Source organism: Chryseobacterium sp. R2ACT005 (assembly GCF_049949215.1).
Taxonomy (GTDB): Bacteria; Bacteroidota; Bacteroidia; order Flavobacteriales; family Weeksellaceae; genus Chryseobacterium.
Genome location: NZ_CP188192.1, coordinates 2,571,024 through 2,592,959 on the forward strand (window position 1 = coordinate 2,571,024; position 21,936 = coordinate 2,592,959).

At 36.2% G+C, this 21,936-nt stretch carries 22 protein-coding genes; 16 read left to right on the forward strand and 6 right to left on the reverse strand.

The genetic code is table 11. The annotated features are described in order from the left end of the window. Positions 1 to 95: 95 nt before the first annotated feature. The 4 genes from ACPF63_RS11740 to ACPF63_RS11755 form a co-directional block, all read right to left on the reverse strand. A complete protein-coding gene (locus ACPF63_RS11740) occupies positions 96 to 728 on the reverse strand; it encodes a TetR/AcrR family transcriptional regulator (RefSeq protein ID WP_077414530.1) in 633 nt (210 codons plus the stop codon). A gap of 5 nt (positions 729 to 733) precedes the next feature. Continuing rightward, positions 734 to 1,990 carry an aminotransferase class I/II-fold pyridoxal phosphate-dependent enzyme gene (locus tag ACPF63_RS11745; RefSeq protein WP_077414532.1) on the reverse strand — a complete coding sequence of 419 codons (1,257 nt, stop codon included), beginning with the start codon at positions 1,988 to 1,990 and terminating at the stop codon, positions 734 to 736. Positions 1,991 to 2,417: 427 nt separating this feature from the next. After that, complete coding sequence (locus ACPF63_RS11750; protein WP_426483149.1) at positions 2,418 to 2,774, reverse strand: helix-turn-helix domain-containing protein; 357 nt, start codon at positions 2,772 to 2,774, stop codon at positions 2,418 to 2,420. 93 nt (positions 2,775 to 2,867) lie between these two features. Continuing rightward, positions 2,868 to 3,605 (reverse strand): LuxR C-terminal-related transcriptional regulator, encoded by a 738-nt coding sequence (locus tag ACPF63_RS11755; protein ID WP_426483150.1) that lies wholly within the window; start codon positions 3,603 to 3,605, stop codon positions 2,868 to 2,870. A gap of 88 nt (positions 3,606 to 3,693) precedes the next feature. Here ACPF63_RS11755 and ACPF63_RS11760 point away from each other — a divergent pair, with 88 nt between their 5' ends. The 3 genes from ACPF63_RS11760 (at position 3,694) to ACPF63_RS11770 (ending at position 8,696) form a co-directional block, all read left to right on the forward strand. Beyond that, positions 3,694 to 4,341 (forward strand): DUF1349 domain-containing protein, encoded by a 648-nt coding sequence (locus ACPF63_RS11760; RefSeq protein WP_426483151.1) that lies wholly within the window; start codon positions 3,694 to 3,696, stop codon positions 4,339 to 4,341. Positions 4,342 to 5,088: 747 nt separating this feature from the next. Next, complete coding sequence (locus ACPF63_RS11765) at positions 5,089 to 8,079, forward strand: ATP-binding protein (protein WP_426483152.1); 2,991 nt, start codon at positions 5,089 to 5,091, stop codon at positions 8,077 to 8,079. 5 nt (positions 8,080 to 8,084) lie between these two features. Further along, the gene (locus ACPF63_RS11770; protein WP_077414542.1) at positions 8,085 to 8,696 is read left to right on the forward strand and encodes a response regulator; all 612 of its coding nucleotides are present in this window, start codon (positions 8,085 to 8,087) and stop codon (positions 8,694 to 8,696) included. A gap of 130 nt (positions 8,697 to 8,826) precedes the next feature. Here ACPF63_RS11770 and ACPF63_RS11775 read toward each other — a convergent pair whose 3' ends face one another. After that, positions 8,827 to 9,672, reverse strand: a complete 846-nt coding sequence (locus ACPF63_RS11775) for a hypothetical protein (RefSeq protein WP_426483153.1) — start codon at positions 9,670 to 9,672, stop codon at positions 8,827 to 8,829. A gap of 232 nt (positions 9,673 to 9,904) precedes the next feature. On the opposite strand from ACPF63_RS11775, the gene ACPF63_RS11780 reads away from it, so the two are divergent. The 11 genes from ACPF63_RS11780 to ACPF63_RS11830 all read left to right on the forward strand — a co-directional run bounded on the left by ACPF63_RS11780 (position 9,905) and on the right by ACPF63_RS11830 (position 18,384). Beyond that, the gene (locus ACPF63_RS11780) at positions 9,905 to 10,888 is read left to right on the forward strand and encodes a helix-turn-helix domain-containing protein (protein ID WP_426483154.1); all 984 of its coding nucleotides are present in this window, start codon (positions 9,905 to 9,907) and stop codon (positions 10,886 to 10,888) included. A 115-nt stretch (positions 10,889 to 11,003) separates the two neighbouring features. After that, positions 11,004 to 12,206, forward strand: a complete 1,203-nt coding sequence (locus ACPF63_RS11785; RefSeq protein WP_426483155.1) for an MFS transporter — start codon at positions 11,004 to 11,006, stop codon at positions 12,204 to 12,206. 197 nt (positions 12,207 to 12,403) lie between these two features. Next, complete coding sequence (locus ACPF63_RS11790) at positions 12,404 to 12,817, forward strand: hypothetical protein (RefSeq protein WP_180565690.1); 414 nt, start codon at positions 12,404 to 12,406, stop codon at positions 12,815 to 12,817. A gap of 178 nt (positions 12,818 to 12,995) precedes the next feature. Continuing rightward, complete coding sequence (locus tag ACPF63_RS11795; RefSeq protein WP_180565689.1) at positions 12,996 to 13,343, forward strand: DoxX family protein; 348 nt, start codon at positions 12,996 to 12,998, stop codon at positions 13,341 to 13,343. Between the two features lie 125 nt (positions 13,344 to 13,468). Continuing rightward, a complete protein-coding gene (locus ACPF63_RS11800; RefSeq protein WP_228408686.1) occupies positions 13,469 to 13,786 on the forward strand; it encodes a hypothetical protein in 318 nt (105 codons plus the stop codon). Positions 13,787 to 13,943: 157 nt separating this feature from the next. After that, positions 13,944 to 14,546 (forward strand): Crp/Fnr family transcriptional regulator, encoded by a 603-nt coding sequence (locus ACPF63_RS11805; RefSeq protein WP_426483156.1) that lies wholly within the window; start codon positions 13,944 to 13,946, stop codon positions 14,544 to 14,546. A 64-nt stretch (positions 14,547 to 14,610) separates the two neighbouring features. Continuing rightward, positions 14,611 to 15,231, forward strand: coding sequence for a hypothetical protein (locus ACPF63_RS11810; RefSeq protein WP_077414558.1), 621 nt, complete (start codon positions 14,611 to 14,613; stop codon positions 15,229 to 15,231). Between the two features lie 13 nt (positions 15,232 to 15,244). Then, a complete protein-coding gene (locus tag ACPF63_RS11815; protein ID WP_426483157.1) occupies positions 15,245 to 15,646 on the forward strand; it encodes a DoxX family protein in 402 nt (133 codons plus the stop codon). Between the two features lie 140 nt (positions 15,647 to 15,786). After that, the gene (locus tag ACPF63_RS11820) at positions 15,787 to 16,698 is read left to right on the forward strand and encodes a PhzF family isomerase (protein WP_426483158.1); all 912 of its coding nucleotides are present in this window, start codon (positions 15,787 to 15,789) and stop codon (positions 16,696 to 16,698) included. Between the two features lie 79 nt (positions 16,699 to 16,777). Then, a complete protein-coding gene (locus ACPF63_RS11825) occupies positions 16,778 to 17,119 on the forward strand; it encodes a YciI family protein (protein WP_426483159.1) in 342 nt (113 codons plus the stop codon). Positions 17,120 to 17,151: 32 nt separating this feature from the next. After that, a complete protein-coding gene (locus ACPF63_RS11830) occupies positions 17,152 to 18,384 on the forward strand; it encodes an RNA polymerase sigma factor (protein WP_426483160.1) in 1,233 nt (410 codons plus the stop codon). A gap of 49 nt (positions 18,385 to 18,433) precedes the next feature. Here ACPF63_RS11830 and ACPF63_RS11835 read toward each other — a convergent pair whose 3' ends face one another. Next, the gene (locus tag ACPF63_RS11835) at positions 18,434 to 19,078 is read right to left on the reverse strand and encodes a DUF1062 domain-containing protein (protein ID WP_426483161.1); all 645 of its coding nucleotides are present in this window, start codon (positions 19,076 to 19,078) and stop codon (positions 18,434 to 18,436) included. 516 nt (positions 19,079 to 19,594) lie between these two features. On the opposite strand from ACPF63_RS11835, the gene ACPF63_RS11840 reads away from it, so the two are divergent. Then, complete coding sequence (locus ACPF63_RS11840; RefSeq protein ID WP_426483162.1) at positions 19,595 to 21,010, forward strand: aldehyde dehydrogenase family protein; 1,416 nt, start codon at positions 19,595 to 19,597, stop codon at positions 21,008 to 21,010. Positions 21,011 to 21,137: 127 nt separating this feature from the next. After that, positions 21,138 to 21,935, forward strand: a complete 798-nt coding sequence (locus ACPF63_RS11845) for a helix-turn-helix domain-containing protein (RefSeq protein ID WP_426483163.1) — start codon at positions 21,138 to 21,140, stop codon at positions 21,933 to 21,935. Position 21,936 lies beyond the last annotated feature (1 nt).

Sequence of the window (21,936 nt, forward strand, 5' to 3'; positions counted from 1 at the left end):
TCAAAAATAAGAAATATAGTTTTAATTTGAAAATTAAAAGTTTTCAAATATCAACAAAAAACGTATTTCTGTTTAAATCGGAAAACTTTTAATCCCTACTTTTTTTTGCTGTATGCAAAGTCAATCAACTCAACAATAGCGCTTTCAATCTCTTTTCTACCTTCTTCAGTTTTCAGGTCAATACCGCAGAACTTGTTTGCGTTATATCCTGTATAAAGGTTAAGATAGTAAGCCCCGGAAACAATTAAAGCCATAATTGCCCTGTGTCTTGTAGCTACCCCTTCACCAAAATAAGGATCTGAGATATTCCCAAATAAAACTTCTCCTACCTCTTCACGTTGTTCAACTAATTTCTTAAGAATAGGTTTACTTTCTGAAAGCTCCCACAGGATAATCTTCTGAAGTTCTTTATTCTTCTTCAGGTTTTCGAACTGGTTGAGTACAACCATTTTAGTAAGTTCGTGTCCACCGTCAGAGAAATCCATATCAACGTCCTGGTTGACCTGGCTCCAGTAATCCTGAGATTTGATATATTCATCAATCAGTTTATCAGTACTTCCAAAGTACTCATAGATCAATTTTTTATCAAATCCGGCCACTGCGGCAATTTTACTTACTTTTAGTCCGGAGTATCCTTTTACTCTTAAAATTTTACCAACTGCAGCAAGCAGTTTTTGCTTTGTTTTTTCTTTGTCCCTAATGGGGCCCTGCACTACTTTTCTAGGCATAATTATTATTTTTTTGCAATATGCAATTTTTTATTAATATCATCAAACGCGTTAAGCGTTTTGTCGAGATGTTCTTTTTCGTGTCTTGCAGTTACACTCATCCTGATACGCGCATCTTTTCTTGGTACAGCCGGATAAAGAATCGGGTTGGTGTAGATTCCTTTTTCTATTAGTAGTTTTCCTGCTTCACCTGTTACATAGGGATCTCCTATTTTCACTGGAATAATTGCGGAACAGGTAACTCCGGTATCCAATCCAAGATCATCAAGTCCTTTTTTGAAATAATTGATATTGCTCCAGAGTTTTTCTCTCCAGATAGGTTCTTCATCTATTAAATCAATGGCTTTAACAATTCCTGCGGATGATGGTGGAGCTGTTGCTGAGAAAATCTGCTGACGGGAATGGAATCTGATAAATGCAGCCAATTTTTTATCGGCAATGACATATCCACCAAGGTTTCCAAACGTTTTACTGAATGTTCCCGTGATGATGTCTACTTTATCTAATAAACCAGCCTGTTCCAAAGTACCTCTGCCTGTTTCTCCAAGGATACCAACGCCATGTACATCGTCTACCATTAGAAAGGCATTATACTTTTTCACAAGATTGTAGATCTCATTAATACGGGAGGTATCACCATCCTGGGAATACACTCCGTCCACAATAACGAGTTTCGTACGGTACAGATTTTCAGATACCTTCAAAATGTGTTCCAAAGATTCCAAATTATTGTGCGGAAAAGTTTTTTTATTGGTAAAAGCGCATCCTTCGTGTACACTGGCATGTACTGCCATATCTAAAATAGCAAGATCTTCTTTCTGCATTAAACACTGTAAACTCGCACTATTAGCAGTATAACCGGTAGTAAATACTACGGCTTCATCTTCTGTTCTTTTAAAAAAACTTGAAATTCTTTTTTCTAAAGCATTATGGTAATCAAAATATCCCCCGATGAGAGGAGTAGCTCCTGTACCTGTACCATATTTTTCGATTCCTTCAATAGCAGCTTGTTTTACTTTTGGATGCTGCGTAAATCCTAAATAATCACTTGATACAAAACTAACAAATTCTCTGTTTTGGTTTGCAATATTTACATTCAGTATCGCATTGGTTCCTGAAGTATTCTTCAGTCTGTAATTCATGTGTCCATTAGACTTTACATAGTCTAAATATTCATAAAAAATTTCAGCCCTTTGAGCCATATTATTATCTGGTATATTCTCAAAGTCTTTAATAGTTGCTGTTGTGAAATTGATGCTCATCCTTAATCTTGTTTGTTGTGGTTTAAAAGAAACAAATATATAACTATTTAGAGGGCTTAAACGCCTGCAATAAGATTAAATATTATTAAAGACACAATAATTTATTCTTATTATCTGGTAACCAAACTATTTTATATATCTGTCCTTTTTAACTTTTTTTTCCTATTGAATTAATTAGTTTTTTCTTACCTAAATTTAACAAAAAAAGTAAACAATAAAGAAATATTAATAAATAAATAATAAAAAAAGGCGGTTATTCCTTACAACCATCTCATTTATAAAAGATTATTTTCAGGCTGTTTTCCGATGATTATTCACTAAAACACTCATTATAATGGAAAATCCGGCATGCTTAAATCCCTACCAAGAGATGAAAATCGTCACAAATTCCCTCCCACAGCAATTTTAAAGAAATAAAATAAGCAGGTTAAATTTTGTTGGAATTCCTGAATTTTCCGGGAGTAAAACCGGTCATTTTTTTGAAAAATTTTGAAAAATTGGATGGGTCATATGTAAAAATACGGGCAACTTCTGCTATAGATTTATCGGAATTGATGAGCATCTTTTTGGCCTGTTCGATAATTTTTCCATCATAAAAATAGCAGGGGTGCTCTCCGGTTTCTTTTTTAATGGTATCGGTGAGATGTTTATGAGAGACTGCAAGCTCTCCGGCAATTTCGTTCAGCTCCATAAAATCCGGAACAGTTCCGGAAATAACCTCCTGAATGTGCTTGTCCAGAAAGGTAAAATATTGATGGGTAATTTCTTCACTTCTTTTCATCATGTATTTTTCTTGCTAATCTGTATTCAAGGTATAAAATTAATCATAAGATACAAAATAACATGGTGAACTTTTCGGATATTTAAAGCTAAGCAGTTAATAAAAACTGTCTTTGAAAGCTTGTGTAGAATTTTTTACTTTTAGTTTTTCCAGAATATTCTGACGGTGTCTGCTGACAGTATTGATACTTATGAAAAGTATATCTGCAATTTCTTTGCTGGCATAGCCCTCTCCCACAAATTTCAAAACTTCAAGTTCTCTGGGACTCAGAATATTTTTATAATCAAGTTTATCTTTTACAACAACTTCTCCCTTTATTGTATTGATAATCATAAAATCAGGAACCGCAGATGAAGCCAGAGCAATATTGTAAAGGCAGAGAGCCAGCCTCAGTCTGCCATTGGAAGGTGAATACACATAAAACATACGGTGTTTTACCCAGCGGTACTCGCCATCTTTATCTTTCATCCTGATTTTTGACACCACACTGTATTCTGTACGCAGTTCCATTTCCATAGCATCCAGTAATTTGAAAAAACGGAGTTCATGGATATATTTCTTCAGACGGTCATCCGGATGGATCTTTTTCAGCATCTCTTCTTCCCAGATAGAATCTATTTCTGTGGGATTTTCTCCCATAGTGAGTCCAAGTTCTCCAGCGGCTGCAGATTTATAAATAAAGCTTTTATTCGCCTGCATATCGCTCAGTACACATATTGCTCCTTCCATCTGAGAGTACGCAAGTGCTCTTTGCTTATAGACTTCTATATCAAGGATGCATTTTCTGGAAGCGTTATCGAGTAATTTATCGCTGAGCTGTTCACGGATTTCCATAATGGTTATTTATCAGTATTGACGCGAATAAGGTTTAATAATACTTTTGCTAAAATAATAATTTACCCTTAGAATTTATCCAAAGAGAATGAAGAAATTGATTTTAGGCTTTTGTGCCCTATTCCTGATTCAAAAGCTTTCTGCCCAGAGCCTGGAAAAAATGACCTGGTTCAATGAGCCTGAAAAATGGGAAATCAAAAATAACAGCCTTTCGATGTTTGTGACGCCGCAGAGCGATTACTGGAGAGTTTCACATTATGGATTTACGGTGGATGATGCTCCTTTTTATTACACCACTTATGGCGGTGAATTTGAAGCAAAAGTGAAAATCACCGGCAGTTACAAGGTCAGATTCGATCAGATGGGTCTTATGCTGAGAACCGACAAAGAGCATTACATCAAAGCTGGAGTGGAATTTGTAGACGGCAAGTACAACCTCAGTACTGTAGTAACTCACAACAAAAGTGACTGGAGTGTCATAACATTAGAGAAAACACCTCCTGCAGTATGGATAAAAGCCGTGAGAAGGCTGGATGCTGTGGAAATATTTTATTCTTTTGATGATAAAAATTATATCATGATGCGGAATGCACCTCTTCAGGATAATACTCCGGTAATGGTTGGCTTAATGGCCGCCTGCCCTGACGGACAGGGTTTCAATGCTGTTTTTGAGAACTTTACCGTAAAACATCTTCCGGATGAGCGCAGGCTAAAGTGGCTTGAAACTCATCAATAACGATTGAATTACACTTCAATATACAATCAGTTTAATTCGCCTCCCGTATCTATGGGAGGTTTTTGTATGTTTAAAAACGAAATTTCTGAAATCCGGAAATAAAAAAGAGGCGTTACTTTTGATGCAGCCTCTTCTGTTTTTTTGAGATAAAACCGTTTGTGTTCTTAGAATCATTATTTATACAATAAATCTTCTTTAATCGTTGTGAAAATATTTTTGCAAAAATATGAATATTCATAAGCCCTAGCAAAGATATCATGTAGAATTAACCCCAGCTTTTTGTCAAATTTTTACTACAAAAAGCAGTTAATTAAAACTAAAAACTATTTATCAGCAACTCTTAAAAAAAATACAAAAGCATAAATATTTATTATTTCCAAAATCCTAAAACCAATCATAAGTTCTGTACAGCACTGAGATTTGTAGAAGGAATTTCAAAATGAATTCAGTGTAAATTTATCACTTATTATTGAAATATTTTAATGTTTTGGAAAATTTCATGTACCCTATCGTCAGCAAACCGGGATAAAACTTGTACAAAACAGATTCTGGGATACTGATTTATCTCCATAATTTCACTATTTTTACACAATCAAAAAATATAAAACACAAAAGACCTGAAAACTTCAATGATAAAAATTTATTTTCAATCGTTCCTGCCCATTAAAAAAACATTGACTTGTACAAACACTATTATTAACCGTCTCTTGCGCTAGTGCAGGAGATAAAGATCAGTTTTGCACATCTATGAGAGTTTGGGCATTTATATTTGCTTGCATCTATTTAAACATTTACGGACAGAGCCACACTTCTACGTGGTACAATATAGACAATGGGCTTCCGCAAAGCAGTGCAAAGGCCATTGTTAAAGATAAATATGGTTTTATCTGGATCTCCACAGAGAACGGTCTTGTACGATATGACGGAAGTTCATTTATTACTTTTAATAATTTCAAAGTAAACAATCTTCATTTTGGGGAATTTATTGGTGATCCGCTTCTGGACAGCATTACGGTCCTTAATAATTTCCAGGAGAATAAAATAATTATTAAAAACAGGTTTCCAAAACTTTCCAATCTTACGGGGGATGATAAAATGGCTTTTTCCAATGGCAATGCTATTGTACAGCGGATTGCCAATAATATTATAACATCAAGCTTTTATAATGATATTCAGTATTTTATACAGCTTAAGAATACATCCTATTATTTTACAGAAAAGAATACGATCATCTATAAAGAAGGAAAAAAGGAGACCAGAATAGCAATCCCATTTACCAATAAGGATCTGAATAATATTTTTGTCCTGAATGGCACTATTTTTATTAATGATCTGAAGAAAAGGAAAACCTATTCTATCTATAAAGGACAGCTTTCTGTTTCTGAAGAACCAACACTTTTTAATCATCCGGACACCAAAATCTATTGGCAGCAGATTACCAATCAGACTTTTATCATCAATCATGATAATATTTATATTTTAGAGGGTAACGAAAAGAATCTCCGTTTAAGATTTCTCATTAAGTTTGAGGAAATCGGCGATCACTCTTACTGTTCTATGTTTTTTGATAAAGACTTTAATAAACTTTATCTGGGGACACTTAATAATGGGCTTAATGTACTTAAGCTTACCAATTTTTATATTTCAAAGAAAGAAGCAGATTTTTCCAACAATGTGTATTATGCTTCCCTTCCGTTCAGTAACAGTACAATCATCGCAGAGGATGGAACAGAATTTGGGAAAAACGGTATTGTCAATAAATACCTGTTCGGACGCAATGACAATTATCTGATGATGTATGACGATTCCGAAAATATTCTGATCAGAAAGAGAAACAGTATTATCAGATATTACAAAAATTCGGGGTATAAAAGGAAGGACTCAACTTTCATCGGTAAAGGGTTCGAAGCTTTTATGAAAAGAGGAAGTATTTATGGCACTACATTTACGGATCTTTCGGGTACACAACTTCGTCTTTATAAAAAAAATCTGTTTACCAATCCGGATTTCACTTATAATTTTAAAAGTTTTGTCAATATTTTTTTCCAATACAGTGACCATGAAATTCTGACCGGCAACAGTGACGGTTTGTATTCGGTAATGCTGGGAAGCAATACAATAACTCCAATCATCAAAAATATTCATGTCAAAAGTATTTTCAGAACAAAGGATAATCTGATCTGGATTACTACGAATAAAAATGGATTTTATCTTTTCAAAAACCACAAACTCATCAAGATGCCGAATGACAGAAATGGCTACCTGCAATCGGCTCATTATATGCTTGAAGATCAAAAAGGGGCTTACTGGATTTCTTCCAACAATGGCCTTTTTAAAGTTCCTAAAAAACAACTGCTGCAGTATGCAGAAAATAGAAAAACTCCGGTCTTTTATTACCGTTTCACTAAGAGAGACGGCTTCCTGACGAATGAATTCAATGGCAGCTCAGAGCCCAATGCTTATGCTTTAGAGAATGGAGAATTTGTATTTCCATCAATGGACGGATTTGTGTTTTTCAACCCGGACAATATTAGGACTTATTATCCGGAAAGGAATAAAATTTATATTGAAAGGGTAAAAATAGGAAATTCTGAACCTCAGTATTTTCGTCAGACCCTTGATTTCAAGAATGATTATAAAACTGCGGATGTTTTTATTGATATCCCCTATTTTTCTAATCCGGAAAACCTGTATATCGAAGGGAAAATATCGGGAAAGGAAAATACTGAATGGGAACAGATCTCAACAGGAAGTGAATTAAAATACACCATCAGTAATCTTTCTCCGGGTGAATATACGCTCAGCATAAGAATACTTATTTCTCCAGACGGGAAGTATGAGATAAAGACAATCCGCTTCAACATTCAGCCTCTTTTTTATCAGACATTATTGTTCAGGGTGTCTGTTTCTGTGATTATACTGATTATCATTATTATCATTGTTCAGCTGACCACCAACTTTTTAAGAATAAAGAATAAAGCATTAAAGCAAATTGTTCGTAATAAAAACTCTGAACTGAAAGAAACTTCTCTTCATCTTGAAGTGGTAAAAAGCAATCTGCAAAAAGAAACGGAATATCAGAAAAAACTGGTGGAAACCATCAGCCACGACATCACAACTCCTATCCGGTTTATCGCCATGCTTTCCCAGAAGCTTCATGAGTCTGATGATCTGGAACTTCAGAAGAAATATTTTGACAGTATTTATAAATCTTCGGAACAGCTTTATCAGTTTACCCTGAATTTAAAAGAATATACTGAGCTTTACAAAGCGGAGAATATTTTTGAAGAAAAGGAATATCCTGTCAACAGAATTCTGGAAATCAAAAACAGGCTATTCTGTGAAATTGCCAAAGAGCAGGGAACAACAATCACCCAGCTTACTGAACATATTGTGTACTCTAAAGTAAACGAAAGTATTTTAACCGCCATTATTCATAATATCCTTGATAATGCTGTGAAAAATACGTTTGAAGGAAATATAAGCCTGAATATTACAGAAAACCAACAAAAATCCACAATCATAATCTCTGATACAGGTATCGGAATGTCCGCAGAACAGATTGCTATTTATATGAACCTGTTCAGAAATCCTACACTGGAGACACCCAGCTTCAAAGGGAAAGGTCTTGGCCTGCATATGGTCATTCATCTGGTGAAAAAGATCAACGCTGAAATCAGTTTCAGCCAAAACCAACCTTCAGGAACGGTTGTGAAAATAATACTCAATAAAAACTAATCTCTATGAATGAAAGAATTTTAATCGCTGATGATCATTATGTAGTAAGAGCAGGAACCTCTCTGGTTCTTGAAACTGCTTATCCGGAGTTGAAAATAGATTTTGCAGAAAACTATGACCAGGTGAAAAAGAAGCTTGGCAGTTCACATTATGACCTACTTATTCTAGACATTGATATGCCTGGAACTCAGTATAAAAAAATGATTCCGGAGCTTAAAAATATACAGAATGACCTCAAGATTCTTATCTTTTCAGGATATGATAAAGATGTCGCCATCCAATATATCAGAGAGGGTGCTGAAGGTTATCTGAATAAGCAAAGCAGTGAGGAAGAAATCAAAAATGCAGTGAAAACAGTGATTGAAAAAGGATATTTTTATCCTGCAGAACTGATTGGCCTTATTATCCAAAATAAAAGAAACAATCCTGTAGAAAAGCTGTCATCCCGTGAATATGAAATCTTTAAGCTTCTTGCCGACGGAAACGGAAATCTTGAAATTGCCAACAGGCTTAATATCCAGATGTCTACCGTGAGTACTTACAAAAAGAGAATTTTTCAAAAGCTTGATGTCGCCAATATTGCAGAACTGATCAAGGCTTACGAAATGATGCATTAAAAAACGGGGCCGGAATCTCCTATTATTCCTGCCCCAGAAAAAACACAAATCTCATTAGAGTTTTCACCCGTTGATCTGTTTATTTTTTTATAGAATCAATGTGTTTTTAGAATCATAGAAAAATGCTCTGTTAATATAATCTCTGAACAGATAGAAACAATTCTCTTGTGTTATCAGAAGTATTGGAATCCGTTGTAGTGGCATCACTGCTTCCTGTTGTAGATTTGTTGTCTACACGGAATGCATAATACACTCTGTACCATCTTGGCTCCGGTTCCTGTATGGTAATATCAAATGTTACCGTCTCATTATGGGTCTGTGTAAGATAAACTCCGTCATCAAACTGTCTGTAGGCACCTGGCGACAGTTTAATATTTCCGTTGTCAGAATCACCGGTATGGGTAGACATTTCCGAAACCCAGATTTTCACATCTGAAGTACCTGCATTATAAAGTCGTGGATTAAAAGTCGTGGCTGACCCTGTACCTGCTGAACTGCTGTTGAATTGAGCGTCTAGTCTTAAGAAACCTCCCAGCACGGGAAGATCAGAGAGATAGGTACTGGCCAACGTACCCGCTCCGGAGGTACCTGCAGGAATGCTTCCATGATAGTAAATTAGATCACCAATTGTAATATCATCGTCTTTACCTCCAAATGCAAACTTCCAGGTGGTTCCATTGAACATATAATAGCCGGCTTTATCTACCTTTGCCGTTTTTACAGAAGGCATCGTCACAGCTTGGGTCACATAGACTAAAGCTCCTGCCTGCTCAGCCAGATAGACGTTATCCTTCGCCTTCAGTTGATCGCCCGTTACCCTGGGAGCCATTACTCCATCAGGAATGGTAGCGATATCTGGTTTTCCTTCCACATGTAATGTTACTTTAGGGGAATCTGTATTGATCCCTACTTGGGAATATGCCGCTATTGAGAAGCTCATCATTATGCTGGCAAGAGTTAATTTTATTTTCTTCATTTTAGTATATTTGTTTAAAATTATTAAGGGGTGAATAAATTATGTGGATCAATTGATAGGTAATCAATAAACCTTGGTTGAGCTAGCTGGTGCAAAGTTATCTGCACGGATAAATCAAATTCCTTAATAATCAATGAAAACCCGGAAACGGCTCATCAAAACACAAATAACTAATAATCAATGTTTTATCATAGTCATTTTTTGATATTTGACTGTTATAAAGCGAATTGAAATGATTAAAAATTATCTGTTACCACAAATGAATACCGCAAAAGACATAAAAATTGAACAGTACAAAAAACAGCTGGTGTATTATTACAACATTCTGATGTCTGTTATTCTTGCCGTATTTGGTTTGATATTTACTTTTATCATCCCGGATAAAATAATGGCCTGGTATCTTTTTGGAGGACTTTTTTTAATGGTCTACACTTACCTCATTGTACGTAAGACGTATTCAATAAATGTAATGGTACATTCCTATATTGTCATTGCAACCCTTTTTAATTTTTATATCATGCTGGCTTTCTGGAACAATTCTATAGCAAGTTTTGTCTGGCTTATCCCGATTCCGCTGGCGGCATATGTTTTCTTTCAGAGGAAATACGTCTTTATCTACAGCATATTTGTATTAATGAATATTATTGCAGGTTATCTTATTTCAAAAAATTTCAGCTTTAACTTTCCTCTGCACAGTCAGGATGATGTAAGAATTACAGATACAATCCTTATGGTTTCTAATGTAGCCGTAATATCCCTTCTGATCTATTTTAAAGACAAAATAAAAAGAGTTGAAATTTACCATGAAATTAAAGAGAAAGCTCTGAATCCGGAAGTTCAGCCAATCCTTGTAACAGAAAAAGCTCCTTTTGCAGATGAGTTGTTTGAGAAAATTGAGCTTGTAATGAGAGAAAAACAGCTGTATAAAGATGTTAATTTCAATATTTCAAAACTTTCTGCAGAAATGGATATCAACAGCAGTTATATCTCAAAATCAATCCGGGTAAAGGGATATCCCAATTTCAATAATTATCTGAATATGCACAGGATTGAGTGTGTGAAAAGACTGCTTACTGAAAATGATATTGAGAAGGTAACTCTTATGTATATTTACACCGAAGCGGGATTTTCAAATCAGTCTACTTTCAACAGGGTATTCAAACAGATGGAGGGCATTACTCCCTCAGAATACATCAGCAGTTTACAGATGCATTGATTTTTTTCACCAATACATATGATTGAAATTATGATTTTTAAATCCGAAAAATAATCAGGAAATTTACAGAACTCAATTTTTCTGTTAAACCACTGCATTTTAATTGCAAAAAATCATGAATTCATCTGAAAAAGCCAGTCAGGGAAGCTCACGTTTACGATATATAAAACTTTGTATTTTCTTTTCGGGACTTTCTGTTTTTGCTCAGCTTTATCTTTTCCAGCCGATGCTACCTATGGCTGCAGAACAGTTCGGGGTGTCTGTAGGTGATACTTCCCTTCTTGTATCTTCCTCCACAATAGGTATGGCATTGGGATTACTGTTTTTTGCTTTTAAAGCAGACAGCTATTCCAGAAAAGGTCTGATGGTCTTTTCATTGATTTCATCTGCCATACTTACCATTATTTCCACCTGGATCCCGAGCTTAAGCCTCCTGATCGCTATCGGAGTACTGAAAGGTTTTGTTGTTTCCGGAGTTTCGGCGGTTGCTCTGGCCTATCTCACAGAGGAAGTGAATGCTCTGGCAGTACCGGCAGCTATCAGCATGTATCTTAGTGGTAATACCATCGGAGGAATGAGCGGAAGAATAATGGCGACTCTTTTTGCCGGTGAATTCGGATGGCGCAATGCGGTACTTTTTATCGGGATAGAAAGCTTCATTCTGGGAGTTATATTCTGGAAACTGTTCCCGGAATCAAGGTTTTTCAATCCACAGAAAACAGATTATCATCTTAAGGTAAAACAGATGAAGTTTTTCCTGACCAATCCTTACATGCTTCGGTTATATTGTACAGCTGCTTTACTGATGGGTGTTTTTGTGAGTGTTTATAATTACCTGACATTCAGACTGGAAGTAAAACCATTTTCATTAAGCCACTTTATCATTGCTTTTATCTTTCTCATGTATATTTTCGGGGTCTTTGGAACAATGATCGTTGGCCGTCTTTCCAGAAGATTTCCCATGAACAATATCCTGAAAGGCTCTATTTTATTTATGCTCACCGGTGCGGCATTGTTATTATCCGAAAATATTTATATTCTTATTTTCGGGCTTGGTCTTTTTACCCTTTCTTTTTTCGCAGCCCATACGATGGCCAGCCAGATGACTGCATTGTATGCCAAACGCGGAAAATCTTCAGCCACTTCTATTTACTGGCTGTTTTACTATTTTGGTTCAAGTATTTTGGGCAGCGGTACCGGTTATCTCCTTCATGCTTATTCCTGGAATGTCTTCATAGGAATTCTTATCATAGCGGTTATCACAGCCCTTCTGTTAGCCACAGCCAATGTAGTACCTAAAGCAAGAACAAGAAACTAGTACCACATACATACCACATCCATTTTTTTGGCAACATGCTATCATTCACTTATGAGCCTACTATTTTAACATATTATTAATTTTTTATAGTAAAAATTTAACCTAACCTTCACTAAAACAGGGTACAACAATATAATGCTGGGCATAGTATTTGCTGTTTGTACAGGACTATATCATCACCTAAAAATCAAAATATCATGAACGTAGCAGATTTAAAAATCAAGAACTTGGTGGAGTATAATAATCAGATTTATATAATCTCCGAGATCTTTCACAATGTCGAGCAGGCTTATTTTGTTAAAATTGAAAATGATATTCAAAGTATCTCAGTCCCGGCAGCTTCTATCAGACCTATTAAAATAACAGAAGAATGGCTTGAAAAACTGGGATTCTCAAGAACGTACAGTTCGGATAAGAGTATACGGTACGAAAGACCGGAATCTTTTATAAAATACGATATAGACCTGAGTTCCAGAAAAATACTGGAAGGTCTGAAAATATATGGGAACGCTATAAAGTGCAGGTACATCCATGAGTTTCAGAATATTTTCTCAAGCCTGTTCGGAAAAGAAACAGCTTTGCATTATGGTTATTTGAAAACAGAATCGTAGTTTACATGGTTCTAAAGCTGTAGAAGACCACAATTTACAAGTTAAATTGTGGTCTTCTTTTTAGAACAAAGCATACAGAATCCACATCTTTTTCATTTATAATAAATTCCGAAAACTTCACCATTGATATATCATTAATTTCATTGATATTTGTATTAATAATATAAAAAACACATCAATGATTCTAAAGATTATTAATTCTGCATTGATTCTATTTGCTGTCTTTATGGGCTTCAAACAAGGAATTGCTATGATTTCCGGTAAACCTGAAATGACAGAAATGTTCGGAAAATGGGGATTTGACAAAACAGGACTTATGATCAACGGAGCGTTTACTATACTGGCTTCTGTAATGATTTTATTTCCAAAAACATTTGTCTGGGGAAATTTTCTGATGGCAGCCGGCATCCTTTTGATTATCTGTTTTCAGCTTTTAAATAAAGACCTGAAAGGTGCTATGATAGAACTTCCTTTTCTTTGTCTGAATCTGCTTATTATTTATCTGCAACATCCTCTTAAAAGCTAAAACCAATGAAAACCTATAAGTTAATCATTATATTCCTGACAGGCTTCTCCTGTATAGCCTGTGGACAAAACACAAACAAAAAGAAACAAAATCAAGAACCACAACTTTCAAAAAAACAACAAATAATGGACTTATCAAAAATAACAGACCCTGAAGTAAAAAAAGCCATAGAAGCTTTACAAAACGGTGATAAAAGCTGGTATAGCTTCTTTACAGAAAATCCTGCAATGACCGACGACGGTAATTCTATAGATTTTAAATCTTTCTTCTCCAATGCTCTGGGTAACGAGATGTTTCTCAGCATAGACCGCGTAGAAAATGATGGAAAAAGTATATATGGTAATTTTAAAGCCGGAAAATGGGGAACATTTCAGACTTACTTCAAATTCCATAAAAATGCAGAAGGGAAATTTGATAAACTGGATATCGGACAGGCCAGATAAATTCTTTTTATACTTAAAAAAGTATCATTTCTGACTTCAACTGTGTTCTTTCAACTGAGGTTAAGCCTGTGTTCTTCCTGCAATTTTTAATATTTATGTAAATTTGCACCCGTAGTTCGCCCTTACCATAATCGTTGGGAACAGAACTCAATACCTCATGACAGATACAGATACTATACTTTTACAGCTGATAGAACATTTTAAGGAAATCGTTTCTTTAGAAGATAAGGATATTGATTGCATTACTTCAAAATTAGAAATTATACAGCTCAAAAAGAAAGAGTATCTGCTTCGTGAAGGACAGGTTTCCAGACACATGCGCTTCATTGCTAAGGGAAGTCTGTTCGCCTATCATATTGATGAAAAAGGAAAAGAAAACACCACCCAGTTAGGTATTGAGAACTGGTGGGTAAATGATCTGTACAGCTATCTGAGCGAATTGCCTTCAAGAATGTTTATTCAGGCTAATGAAGATACCACGATTATACAGATCAGTAAAAGTCATTTGGAAGTATTATACAAAGAAGTTCCGGCCATTTCAGAATTCTGGCGCCTGAAAATGCAATCTGCGTATGTTACGTTACAGGAAAGAACTTTTGAGCATTCAAGGGTTGATGCCTATACTAAATACCGGACATTCGTCACAACCTACCGCAATATTGAGCAGCGTTTTCCTCAATACATGATTGCTTCCTATCTGGGAATCACAGTAGAATACTTGAGTTATCTTAGAAAAAAACACCTGTCTGACCTTTCTTAAGATTTCTTAAGTTTATTCCGTTCCAGCCCGAATAATTTTGCTCACAGAATTTAATGAGTGAAATATGAAGGCAAAAATCATCACAATAACAGCTCTTGCATCAGCTTCCCTGAATCTGAATGCACAGAAACTTTCCTATACTCCCGATCTTGTTTTAGGACATCGGTCGTATACCTATATGCATAATGTCAATTATCAACTGAATGAACAGCTGAAATTGAACAATCTTACTTTGTTTGATACAGAATACACCAAAGACAAAGAAAATATATTTTTTATCAGAAATACCCTCGCTTACAGCTTTACCAGAAGACTTAGCGCCAATGCGGCATTTGGAATGAAAAATCCGGGAGCATTTTTCAGTGCTTATCTGCAATACAAAATCATCCAGCCCAGCTATTCTCTCTCCTACTCTATTGGAACTACCTACCAGAAAGGGTTTTCGCTGGAACAGTCTATATCATTTGAATATACTCCTTATCTCACAGAAAACCTTAAAGGATATTTCAGTGTACTGGCAATTGGAAACCTGGATGACAGTGGGTATCCCAGAGGACTCCAGTTTATCAGAATTGGTGTAAAACAGGATAAAATGATGTATGGACTCGCTTCCAATTTTGATCAGTTTAACAACGGAAAAAAGACCCTGGAAAATATCGGGGCATTTATAAAATATAACTTTTAAATAATTATAAGAAATGAAAAAGAACATTGATTTAGGAATGCTTATCTGCAGAATAGCCATCGGATTTCCCATGTCGGTTTACGGAATCAGCAAACTGATCCATGGAGTTGGATTTATTAAGGATATGATGACTATGCATGGTTTACCATCTTTCTTTGCATATGGGGTCTTTGCAGGAGAAATTATAGCTCCTGTTATGCTGATTGTGGGATTCAGGGCCAGACTGGCTGGATTAGTTTTTGCAGTCAATTGCTTCACAGCCACTATTCTTGCACAGACGGCTAATATTTTCAAACTTAATGAATTTGGTGGGTGGGCTTTGGAATTACTGGTGATCTATATGCTGGTAAGTCTAAGCTTTTTCTTTACAGGAGCCGGGAAATATGCAGTTTCTACCCAGAATAAGTGGGATTAAAATACCTCGAAATTTTCTATTCACTAATTGATAAATCAGGATCTCAGGATTCTGATTTATCTTTTTGCCAAATGACAATAAAACAGACATCAGATCCCCGGTTTCATTCCGTATTTTTACAGTAAACTTAATCACCCATCATGAAAGAAGTTATCGTGTATCAAATCGATTCTTTTACCAAAGAGAAATTCAAAGGAAATCCTGCAGGAGTTGTATTAAATGCTGAAAATATGACGTCTGAAGAAATGCAGCTCGTTGCCAGAGAGCTTAATAATTCTGAAACTGCATTTGTTTTCAGACCTGATAATCCCAAAGAAAATTTTGATTATCAGGTCAGATATTTTACCCCTACTACAGAAGTTCCATCCTGCGGACACGCTACCATTGCTGCACTTTACGCAAAAGCTCAGGAAGACCACCTGGATTCCTGCATCGTTAAAATCAAAACACAAATCGGAATATTACCAATTCATATAGAAAGAGAAAACAATGATTATCTCATCACCATGACACAGGGAAAATTTGAGCTGAGCCCAGCTTTTGATACTTCAATGACCCAAAGAATTGTGTTTGCCCTGGGACTGACAATGGATGATCTTGATGAAAAATGTCCCGTACAGATCGCTTCTACAGGACATTCAAAAGTAATGATCGGTATTAAAAGCAATATGACCTTAAATCATCTGGTTCCTGATCTTACTGCTTTGACAAAGCTCAGTAAAGAAATTGGCTGTAACGGATATTTTGTATTTACTTTCGATACAGATGAAAAAGAGATATTAACCCATGGAAGGATGTTTGCACCCGCTATCGGTATTTCCGAAGATCCGGTTACCGGAAATGCAAATGGTCCTCTGGGAGGTTATCTTATTCAGAACAAGATCAGAGAAACTGCTGCTGATATTTTTGAATTTACCGGAAAACAAGGGGAAGCCATCAACAGGATTGGTGAAGTAAAAGTACAGGTTAGCGTAAGAGACAGCCAACCCGATATCATCCGTATTACCGGAAATGCAGTATGTGTTTTCAGAACTACTATGAATTTGAAATAATTCTGATATTTATATTAAAACAATTGTCCCCATTAAGGAAAATTGGTCGTCATCAAGATGAATCAAAAATTTGAATACAATGAAAGAATTCTTATTAGTCTTCCGTGCAGACTACAAGTCTATGCCCAAGACATCACCGGAACAAATGCAGGCCAACACTCAGAAATGGATGAACTGGATTGCAGGAATTGCTGCGCAGAATAAACTGGCAGACAGAGGAAACCGCCTGGAAAATACAGGACAGGTTGTAAAATCCGACGGAATAATTTCTGATGGTCCTTACACTGAGATTAAAGAATCTATCATGGGATACACGCTTATCAATGCGGAATCTATTGAAGAAGCGACTGCTTTATGTAAAGAATGTCCTATCCTGTTATTTGGGGGAAGTGTAGAAGTAAGGGAAATCAGTAAATTGTAATAACTACCTTTGATACAGTCTTTTCATCAGCCATGACCAATCCGAATGAAATAACGCCGCATTTATTCAGAACCGAGTACAGTAAAATCGTTGCTGTACTTTGCAGAAGTTTTGATATCAAACATATCGAAATTGCAGAAGATATTACCAGCGAAACCTTTCTGAAAGCTTCAGAATATTGGGTGGTAAACGGACTTCCTGATAATCCTGCAGCCTGGCTTTATACAGTGGCTAAGAATAAAGCAAAAGATTATTTCAAGCACCTTTCCATTATTGAAAAAAACAAAAAAGAAGAGGTAAGAACCACCGAAAAAGAATATCCAACCCTAGATTTCGATACCAAAAATATCTCTGACAGCCAGCTGGAAATGATTTTTGTGACCTGTAACCCTGTCAATTCCCAACAAACTCAAATATGTCTGGCTCTTCAGATTCTCTGCGGCTTCAGTGTGGAAGAGATCGCCAATGCTTTTCTTTCTAAAACCGAGACTATCAAAAAACGTTTGCAACGGGGCCGGGAAGCTCTCAGAACACACCGTTTTACAATAGATTCTTTAAGTGAACAGGATATTCACCAGCGATTGGAAACGGTGTTGACTACTTTATATTTATTGTTTAATGAAGGCTATTTTTCCAGAACGGATAACCTTTTGATCCGTAAAGATCTTTGCCTGGAAGCCATAAGACTTACCCTGATTCTTACTGACAATCAGTTTACCAACATCCCGAAAACCAATGCACTGCTGGCTTTGATGTGTTTTCAGAGCTCAAGGCTTAATGCCCGGACCAATGATGAAGGAGAAGCCATTCTTTTTGATGGGCAGGACGAAACATTATGGGATAAAAATTTGATTGAAAAAGGCAATTATTACCTGATAGAAGCCTGCCAGACAAACAATACTTCTGTTTCAAAATATCATCTGGAAGCAGGTATTGCATATTGGCATACTTCATCTGCCAAAGATAAATGGCAGCAAATTTTAACACTGTACAATCAGCTTGCTATCATTGAATATTCTCCGGTTACTGCCTTAAACAGAGCTTTTGCTTTTTCCAAAGTGTATGGAAATGAGATTGCTGTTCCTGAAGCAGAAAAGCTTAATCTCACCGGCAACGAATATTATCACGGGCTGCTGGGATATTTATATTCTGAAATCCATCCGGATCAGGCGATTTATCATTTTGAAGAAGCAATCCGTCTGACCAAATCAAAGCCGGAAAAACAGACTTTACAGAAACAGGTTAATCTTTTAAAAACAAAGTAAATTTCAACATAAAAAGCCTCCCGATAATCATCAGGAGGCTCTTCTTTTATTATTCATCAGCGGTTTTGAGAAATAATTCCTCTTTCCCAATAAGATAGATGTCGATCAGCGCTTTTGTGTTGATATTAACAGTATCACCGTTTTTAATCTTGTATTTCTTCTGTAAAGGTTTTCCGTTAAAATAAACTGTACCTGAATCAAGCAGAAGGTTCAATTTAGATGACGAAAGACCTAAGCATGTCCTGATAACAGTTGAAGCTCTTACGTTAAAATCAAAAGAACATTGTATCTGAAACGAAATGATTTCACCGTCCATATTGATCAGATCTTCAACAGGAATGGTATTGTATAGAATTTCATATGCTACGCTTTCCAGATCTGCTTCTATATTATTTTTCTTTCTTATTTCCTGTGAAAAAGCATATTCCCAGGCAATTTCCGTATCGTTTTCTGAAAATTTATTGAACAGTTCTTTACTGACAGATTCTGTTCTTATTCTTGAAAAGACAGTCATGTTATAGGTGTTGCTGCATTTTACACATCGGTAAATCAACCATATATCTATATTCTTTTTTTGAGCATTCAATCTGAATTTATCGCTGCAATAAAATCTGTCACTGTTACAATGATTGCATTTCTTTTTTAGTAAGGGAGTATTTTTCGCTTTTACCTCCCAAATATGTTTTGTACTCATTACTTATAATCGTGCTTGCTATTCTTTGTTGGATTTTTTCCATATTATTCACGCATTACAAGAAGGTTGATACATCTGAGATTTACCCACAGACTATTCTTAAGGTATAATTTGAACTGTATTTCAGTCTTTTAAAATCATAATGATGAAGACGAAAACAACAGATATAGCTGCCTTTGGCAGGCAATGCATAATATGATGAAATGAAAACCTGTTCGGGTAGAATTACCCAAACGAAAGAACGATCAGCCTGTGGTTACGGAGACTGATACTAAGCAGTAATAAGTTTAAGTGTTGTTCTCAAAACGACCTGTTTACTTGGTTATGATAAAAATAATCATTTTCAGTGAAGAGCAGGCCATTTTTTCATATTAATTCAAAAAAAAAACAAGCAGCCTTTATTTCCCATAGAAATTGGTTTCTTAAAAATGAACCATACAACAAATAAAAATTGAACCATACAGCAAACTTACCTTTTCTGTTTCTGACGAACTTTGTGGTATTAAAATCATCAAAATGAAACAGATTAATAAAATTTACATCAACGGTGAGTTTGTTACACCGAATGGAACAGAAACATTTGACCTTATCAATCCTGCGACCAATCAAAAAACCGGAGAAGTCGTTCTTGGAAATGAAGAAGATACCCGAATGGCTATCGCTGCAGCGAAGAAAGCTTTTACAACCTTTTCAAAAACTACAAAAGAAGAACGCATCAGATTACTTCAAAAACTTCATGAAGCGGTTAGTAAACGGGAAGATGAACTGGTTTCTGTGATGGTGGAGGAATATGGAGGAACCCTGCAGTTCTGCAGGATGAGTGTTCAAAACGCAATTTCAGCCTTTACAACAACCATTACGACTCTGGAATCATATGACTTTGAAAAAACAGTCGGCCATTCCAAAGTACGTTTTGAATCTTTGGGAGTAGTAGGAATCATTACCCCATGGAATGCCAGCAATAGTTTTATCTGCAACAAACTGGCTACCGCTATTGCTGCCGGATGTACAGCCGTCATCAAACCAAGTGAAATGAGTGCTGCACAAACTCAGCTGCTTACTGAATGTTTCCATGAAGCCGGTTTGCCTGCAGGGATATTCAATATTGTAAATGGGTTAGGAAATGTAGTGGGCGCAGAAATTACCCAGCATCCCGATATCGCAAAAATTTCTTTCACCGGATCCACAGTTACAGGAAAAGCTATTGCCAAAGGAGCCGTAGATACTATGAAAAGAGTAACACTTGAACTTGGCGGAAAGTCTCCGAATATCATTCTTGAAGATGCCGATCTGGAAAAAGCTATTCCTATGGCTGTTTTTGGAGCCTATATGAACAACGGACAGGCTTGCATCGCTCCTACCCGTCTGCTTGTTCCTATCAACAGATTGAATGAAGTGAATGAACTGGCTAAAAAAGCAGCAGAACAGGTAAAAGTAGGAAACCCTAATGAAGAAGATACCCTTGTAGGACCTATGGTAAGTGCAAAACAGTTTGAAAGGGTACAAAGCTACATCCGTCTTGGACAGGAAGAGGGAGCAACTTTGCTCGCAGGTGGTGAAGGTAAACCGGAAGGTCTTGAAAATGGTAATTTTGTAAAAGCAACCATCTTTACCAATGTTCGTAATGATATGCGTATCGCTCAGGAGGAAATCTTCGGGCCGGTACTGTCTATCATTCCTTATGCTAATGAAGAGGAAGCGGTTGCTATTGCCAATGACACCACTTATGGTCTGGCAGCTTACATCAGCTCTTCTGATAAAGAACATGCAGAACGTATTGCTGCACAGATTGATGCCGGAAGAATCTGTATCAATGGATTTTCACATGATCCTTATGCTCCTTTCGGTGGGTTTAAGCAAAGTGGCATCGGCCGTGAGTATGGTGTATTCGGATTGGAAGCTTATCTGGAACCCAAGACCATTCTTGCTTAATATTAAAATCCTCAAAGTCTGTAAATAGCGGGCTTTGAGGATTTAAACAATAGGTAATCCATTATTGATACTAAAAAAGTTTTGTAAGTTTGAAAAAAGAATCGATCAAGAAATAACTACCTGAGCCATGAGCGAAAATAATATTCTTTTACCTATTAATTACTCCTGTCATTTTTCAGAATTCAGGGAAGGAGAACAATTTGCACGAATCCATAGTCTGGGACTGGTTATTTCCGGGGAAATGGAACTGAATGACGGTACCACAAAGACAATATTTAAAGAAGGGGAACTTTATTCTGCAAGAAAAAACCGTCTCCTTAAGTTTGCAAAATACCCTCCTAAAGATGGAGAGATAAGAACGGTAACCATTTATTTTGATGAAGCCATCTTACGTGATTTCAGCCGTGAGTATGGATATCAGGCAGAGAAGAAGGATAATATTCCGGCTTTTATAAAACCGGATCAAAAGGCATTAACTTCTTTTATGTACTCTTTACTGGCCTATGAAGAACTTCCTGCTTCTACAGAACTTCTGCGTCTCAAACAGAAAGAAGCTTTACTTCTGATGTTGAGCGATGATCCGGGTCTTAAAGATATTTTATTTGATTTCTCTGAGCCTTACAAAATAGATATTGAAACTTTTATGAACAAAAACTTTCATTTCAATGTCAATGTAGAACGATTTGCTTATTTAACAGGGCGAAGTCTGTCTGCCTTTAAAAGAGATTTTCAAAAAATATTTGGGATACCGCCAAGACAATGGCTGCAGCTTCGGCGATTGAAGGAAGCTCATTTTCTGCTTACGCAAAAAGGGAGATCGGTTTCCGATATTTATCTGGATTTGGGCTTTGAAAATTTATCTCATTTCTCCTTTGCATTTAAAAAGCAGTTTGGCTATCCACCGAGCTCATTACAGGCAAAATAAC

What these genes read in the sequence shown, in the direction of transcription:
- ACPF63_RS11740 (WP_077414530.1), bottom strand. Translation starts at nt 728, where the DNA reads ATGCCTAGAAAAGTAGTGCAGGGCCCCATTAGGGACAAAGAAAAAACA.
- ACPF63_RS11745 (WP_077414532.1), bottom strand. Translation starts at nt 1,990, where the DNA reads ATGAGCATCAATTTCACAACAGCAACTATTAAAGACTTTGAGAATATA.
- ACPF63_RS11750 (WP_426483149.1), bottom strand. Translation starts at nt 2,774, where the DNA reads ATGATGAAAAGAAGTGAAGAAATTACCCATCAATATTTTACCTTTCTG.
- ACPF63_RS11755 (WP_426483150.1), bottom strand. Translation starts at nt 3,605, where the DNA reads ATGGAAATCCGTGAACAGCTCAGCGATAAATTACTCGATAACGCTTCC.
- ACPF63_RS11760 (WP_426483151.1), top strand. Translation starts at nt 3,694, where the DNA reads ATGAAGAAATTGATTTTAGGCTTTTGTGCCCTATTCCTGATTCAAAAG.
- ACPF63_RS11765 (WP_426483152.1), top strand. Translation starts at nt 5,089, where the DNA reads ATGAGAGTTTGGGCATTTATATTTGCTTGCATCTATTTAAACATTTAC.
- ACPF63_RS11770 (WP_077414542.1), top strand. Translation starts at nt 8,085, where the DNA reads ATGAATGAAAGAATTTTAATCGCTGATGATCATTATGTAGTAAGAGCA.
- ACPF63_RS11775 (WP_426483153.1), bottom strand. Translation starts at nt 9,672, where the DNA reads ATGAAGAAAATAAAATTAACTCTTGCCAGCATAATGATGAGCTTCTCA.
- ACPF63_RS11780 (WP_426483154.1), top strand. Translation starts at nt 9,905, where the DNA reads ATGATTAAAAATTATCTGTTACCACAAATGAATACCGCAAAAGACATA.
- ACPF63_RS11785 (WP_426483155.1), top strand. Translation starts at nt 11,004, where the DNA reads ATGAATTCATCTGAAAAAGCCAGTCAGGGAAGCTCACGTTTACGATAT.
- ACPF63_RS11790 (WP_180565690.1), top strand. Translation starts at nt 12,404, where the DNA reads ATGAACGTAGCAGATTTAAAAATCAAGAACTTGGTGGAGTATAATAAT.
- ACPF63_RS11795 (WP_180565689.1), top strand. Translation starts at nt 12,996, where the DNA reads ATGATTCTAAAGATTATTAATTCTGCATTGATTCTATTTGCTGTCTTT.
- ACPF63_RS11800 (WP_228408686.1), top strand. Translation starts at nt 13,469, where the DNA reads ATGGACTTATCAAAAATAACAGACCCTGAAGTAAAAAAAGCCATAGAA.
- ACPF63_RS11805 (WP_426483156.1), top strand. Translation starts at nt 13,944, where the DNA reads ATGACAGATACAGATACTATACTTTTACAGCTGATAGAACATTTTAAG.
- ACPF63_RS11810 (WP_077414558.1), top strand. Translation starts at nt 14,611, where the DNA reads ATGAAGGCAAAAATCATCACAATAACAGCTCTTGCATCAGCTTCCCTG.
- ACPF63_RS11815 (WP_426483157.1), top strand. Translation starts at nt 15,245, where the DNA reads ATGAAAAAGAACATTGATTTAGGAATGCTTATCTGCAGAATAGCCATC.
- ACPF63_RS11820 (WP_426483158.1), top strand. Translation starts at nt 15,787, where the DNA reads ATGAAAGAAGTTATCGTGTATCAAATCGATTCTTTTACCAAAGAGAAA.
- ACPF63_RS11825 (WP_426483159.1), top strand. Translation starts at nt 16,778, where the DNA reads ATGAAAGAATTCTTATTAGTCTTCCGTGCAGACTACAAGTCTATGCCC.
- ACPF63_RS11830 (WP_426483160.1), top strand. Translation starts at nt 17,152, where the DNA reads ATGACCAATCCGAATGAAATAACGCCGCATTTATTCAGAACCGAGTAC.
- ACPF63_RS11835 (WP_426483161.1), bottom strand. Translation starts at nt 19,078, where the DNA reads ATGAGTACAAAACATATTTGGGAGGTAAAAGCGAAAAATACTCCCTTA.
- ACPF63_RS11840 (WP_426483162.1), top strand. Translation starts at nt 19,595, where the DNA reads ATGAAACAGATTAATAAAATTTACATCAACGGTGAGTTTGTTACACCG.
- ACPF63_RS11845 (WP_426483163.1), top strand. Translation starts at nt 21,138, where the DNA reads ATGAGCGAAAATAATATTCTTTTACCTATTAATTACTCCTGTCATTTT.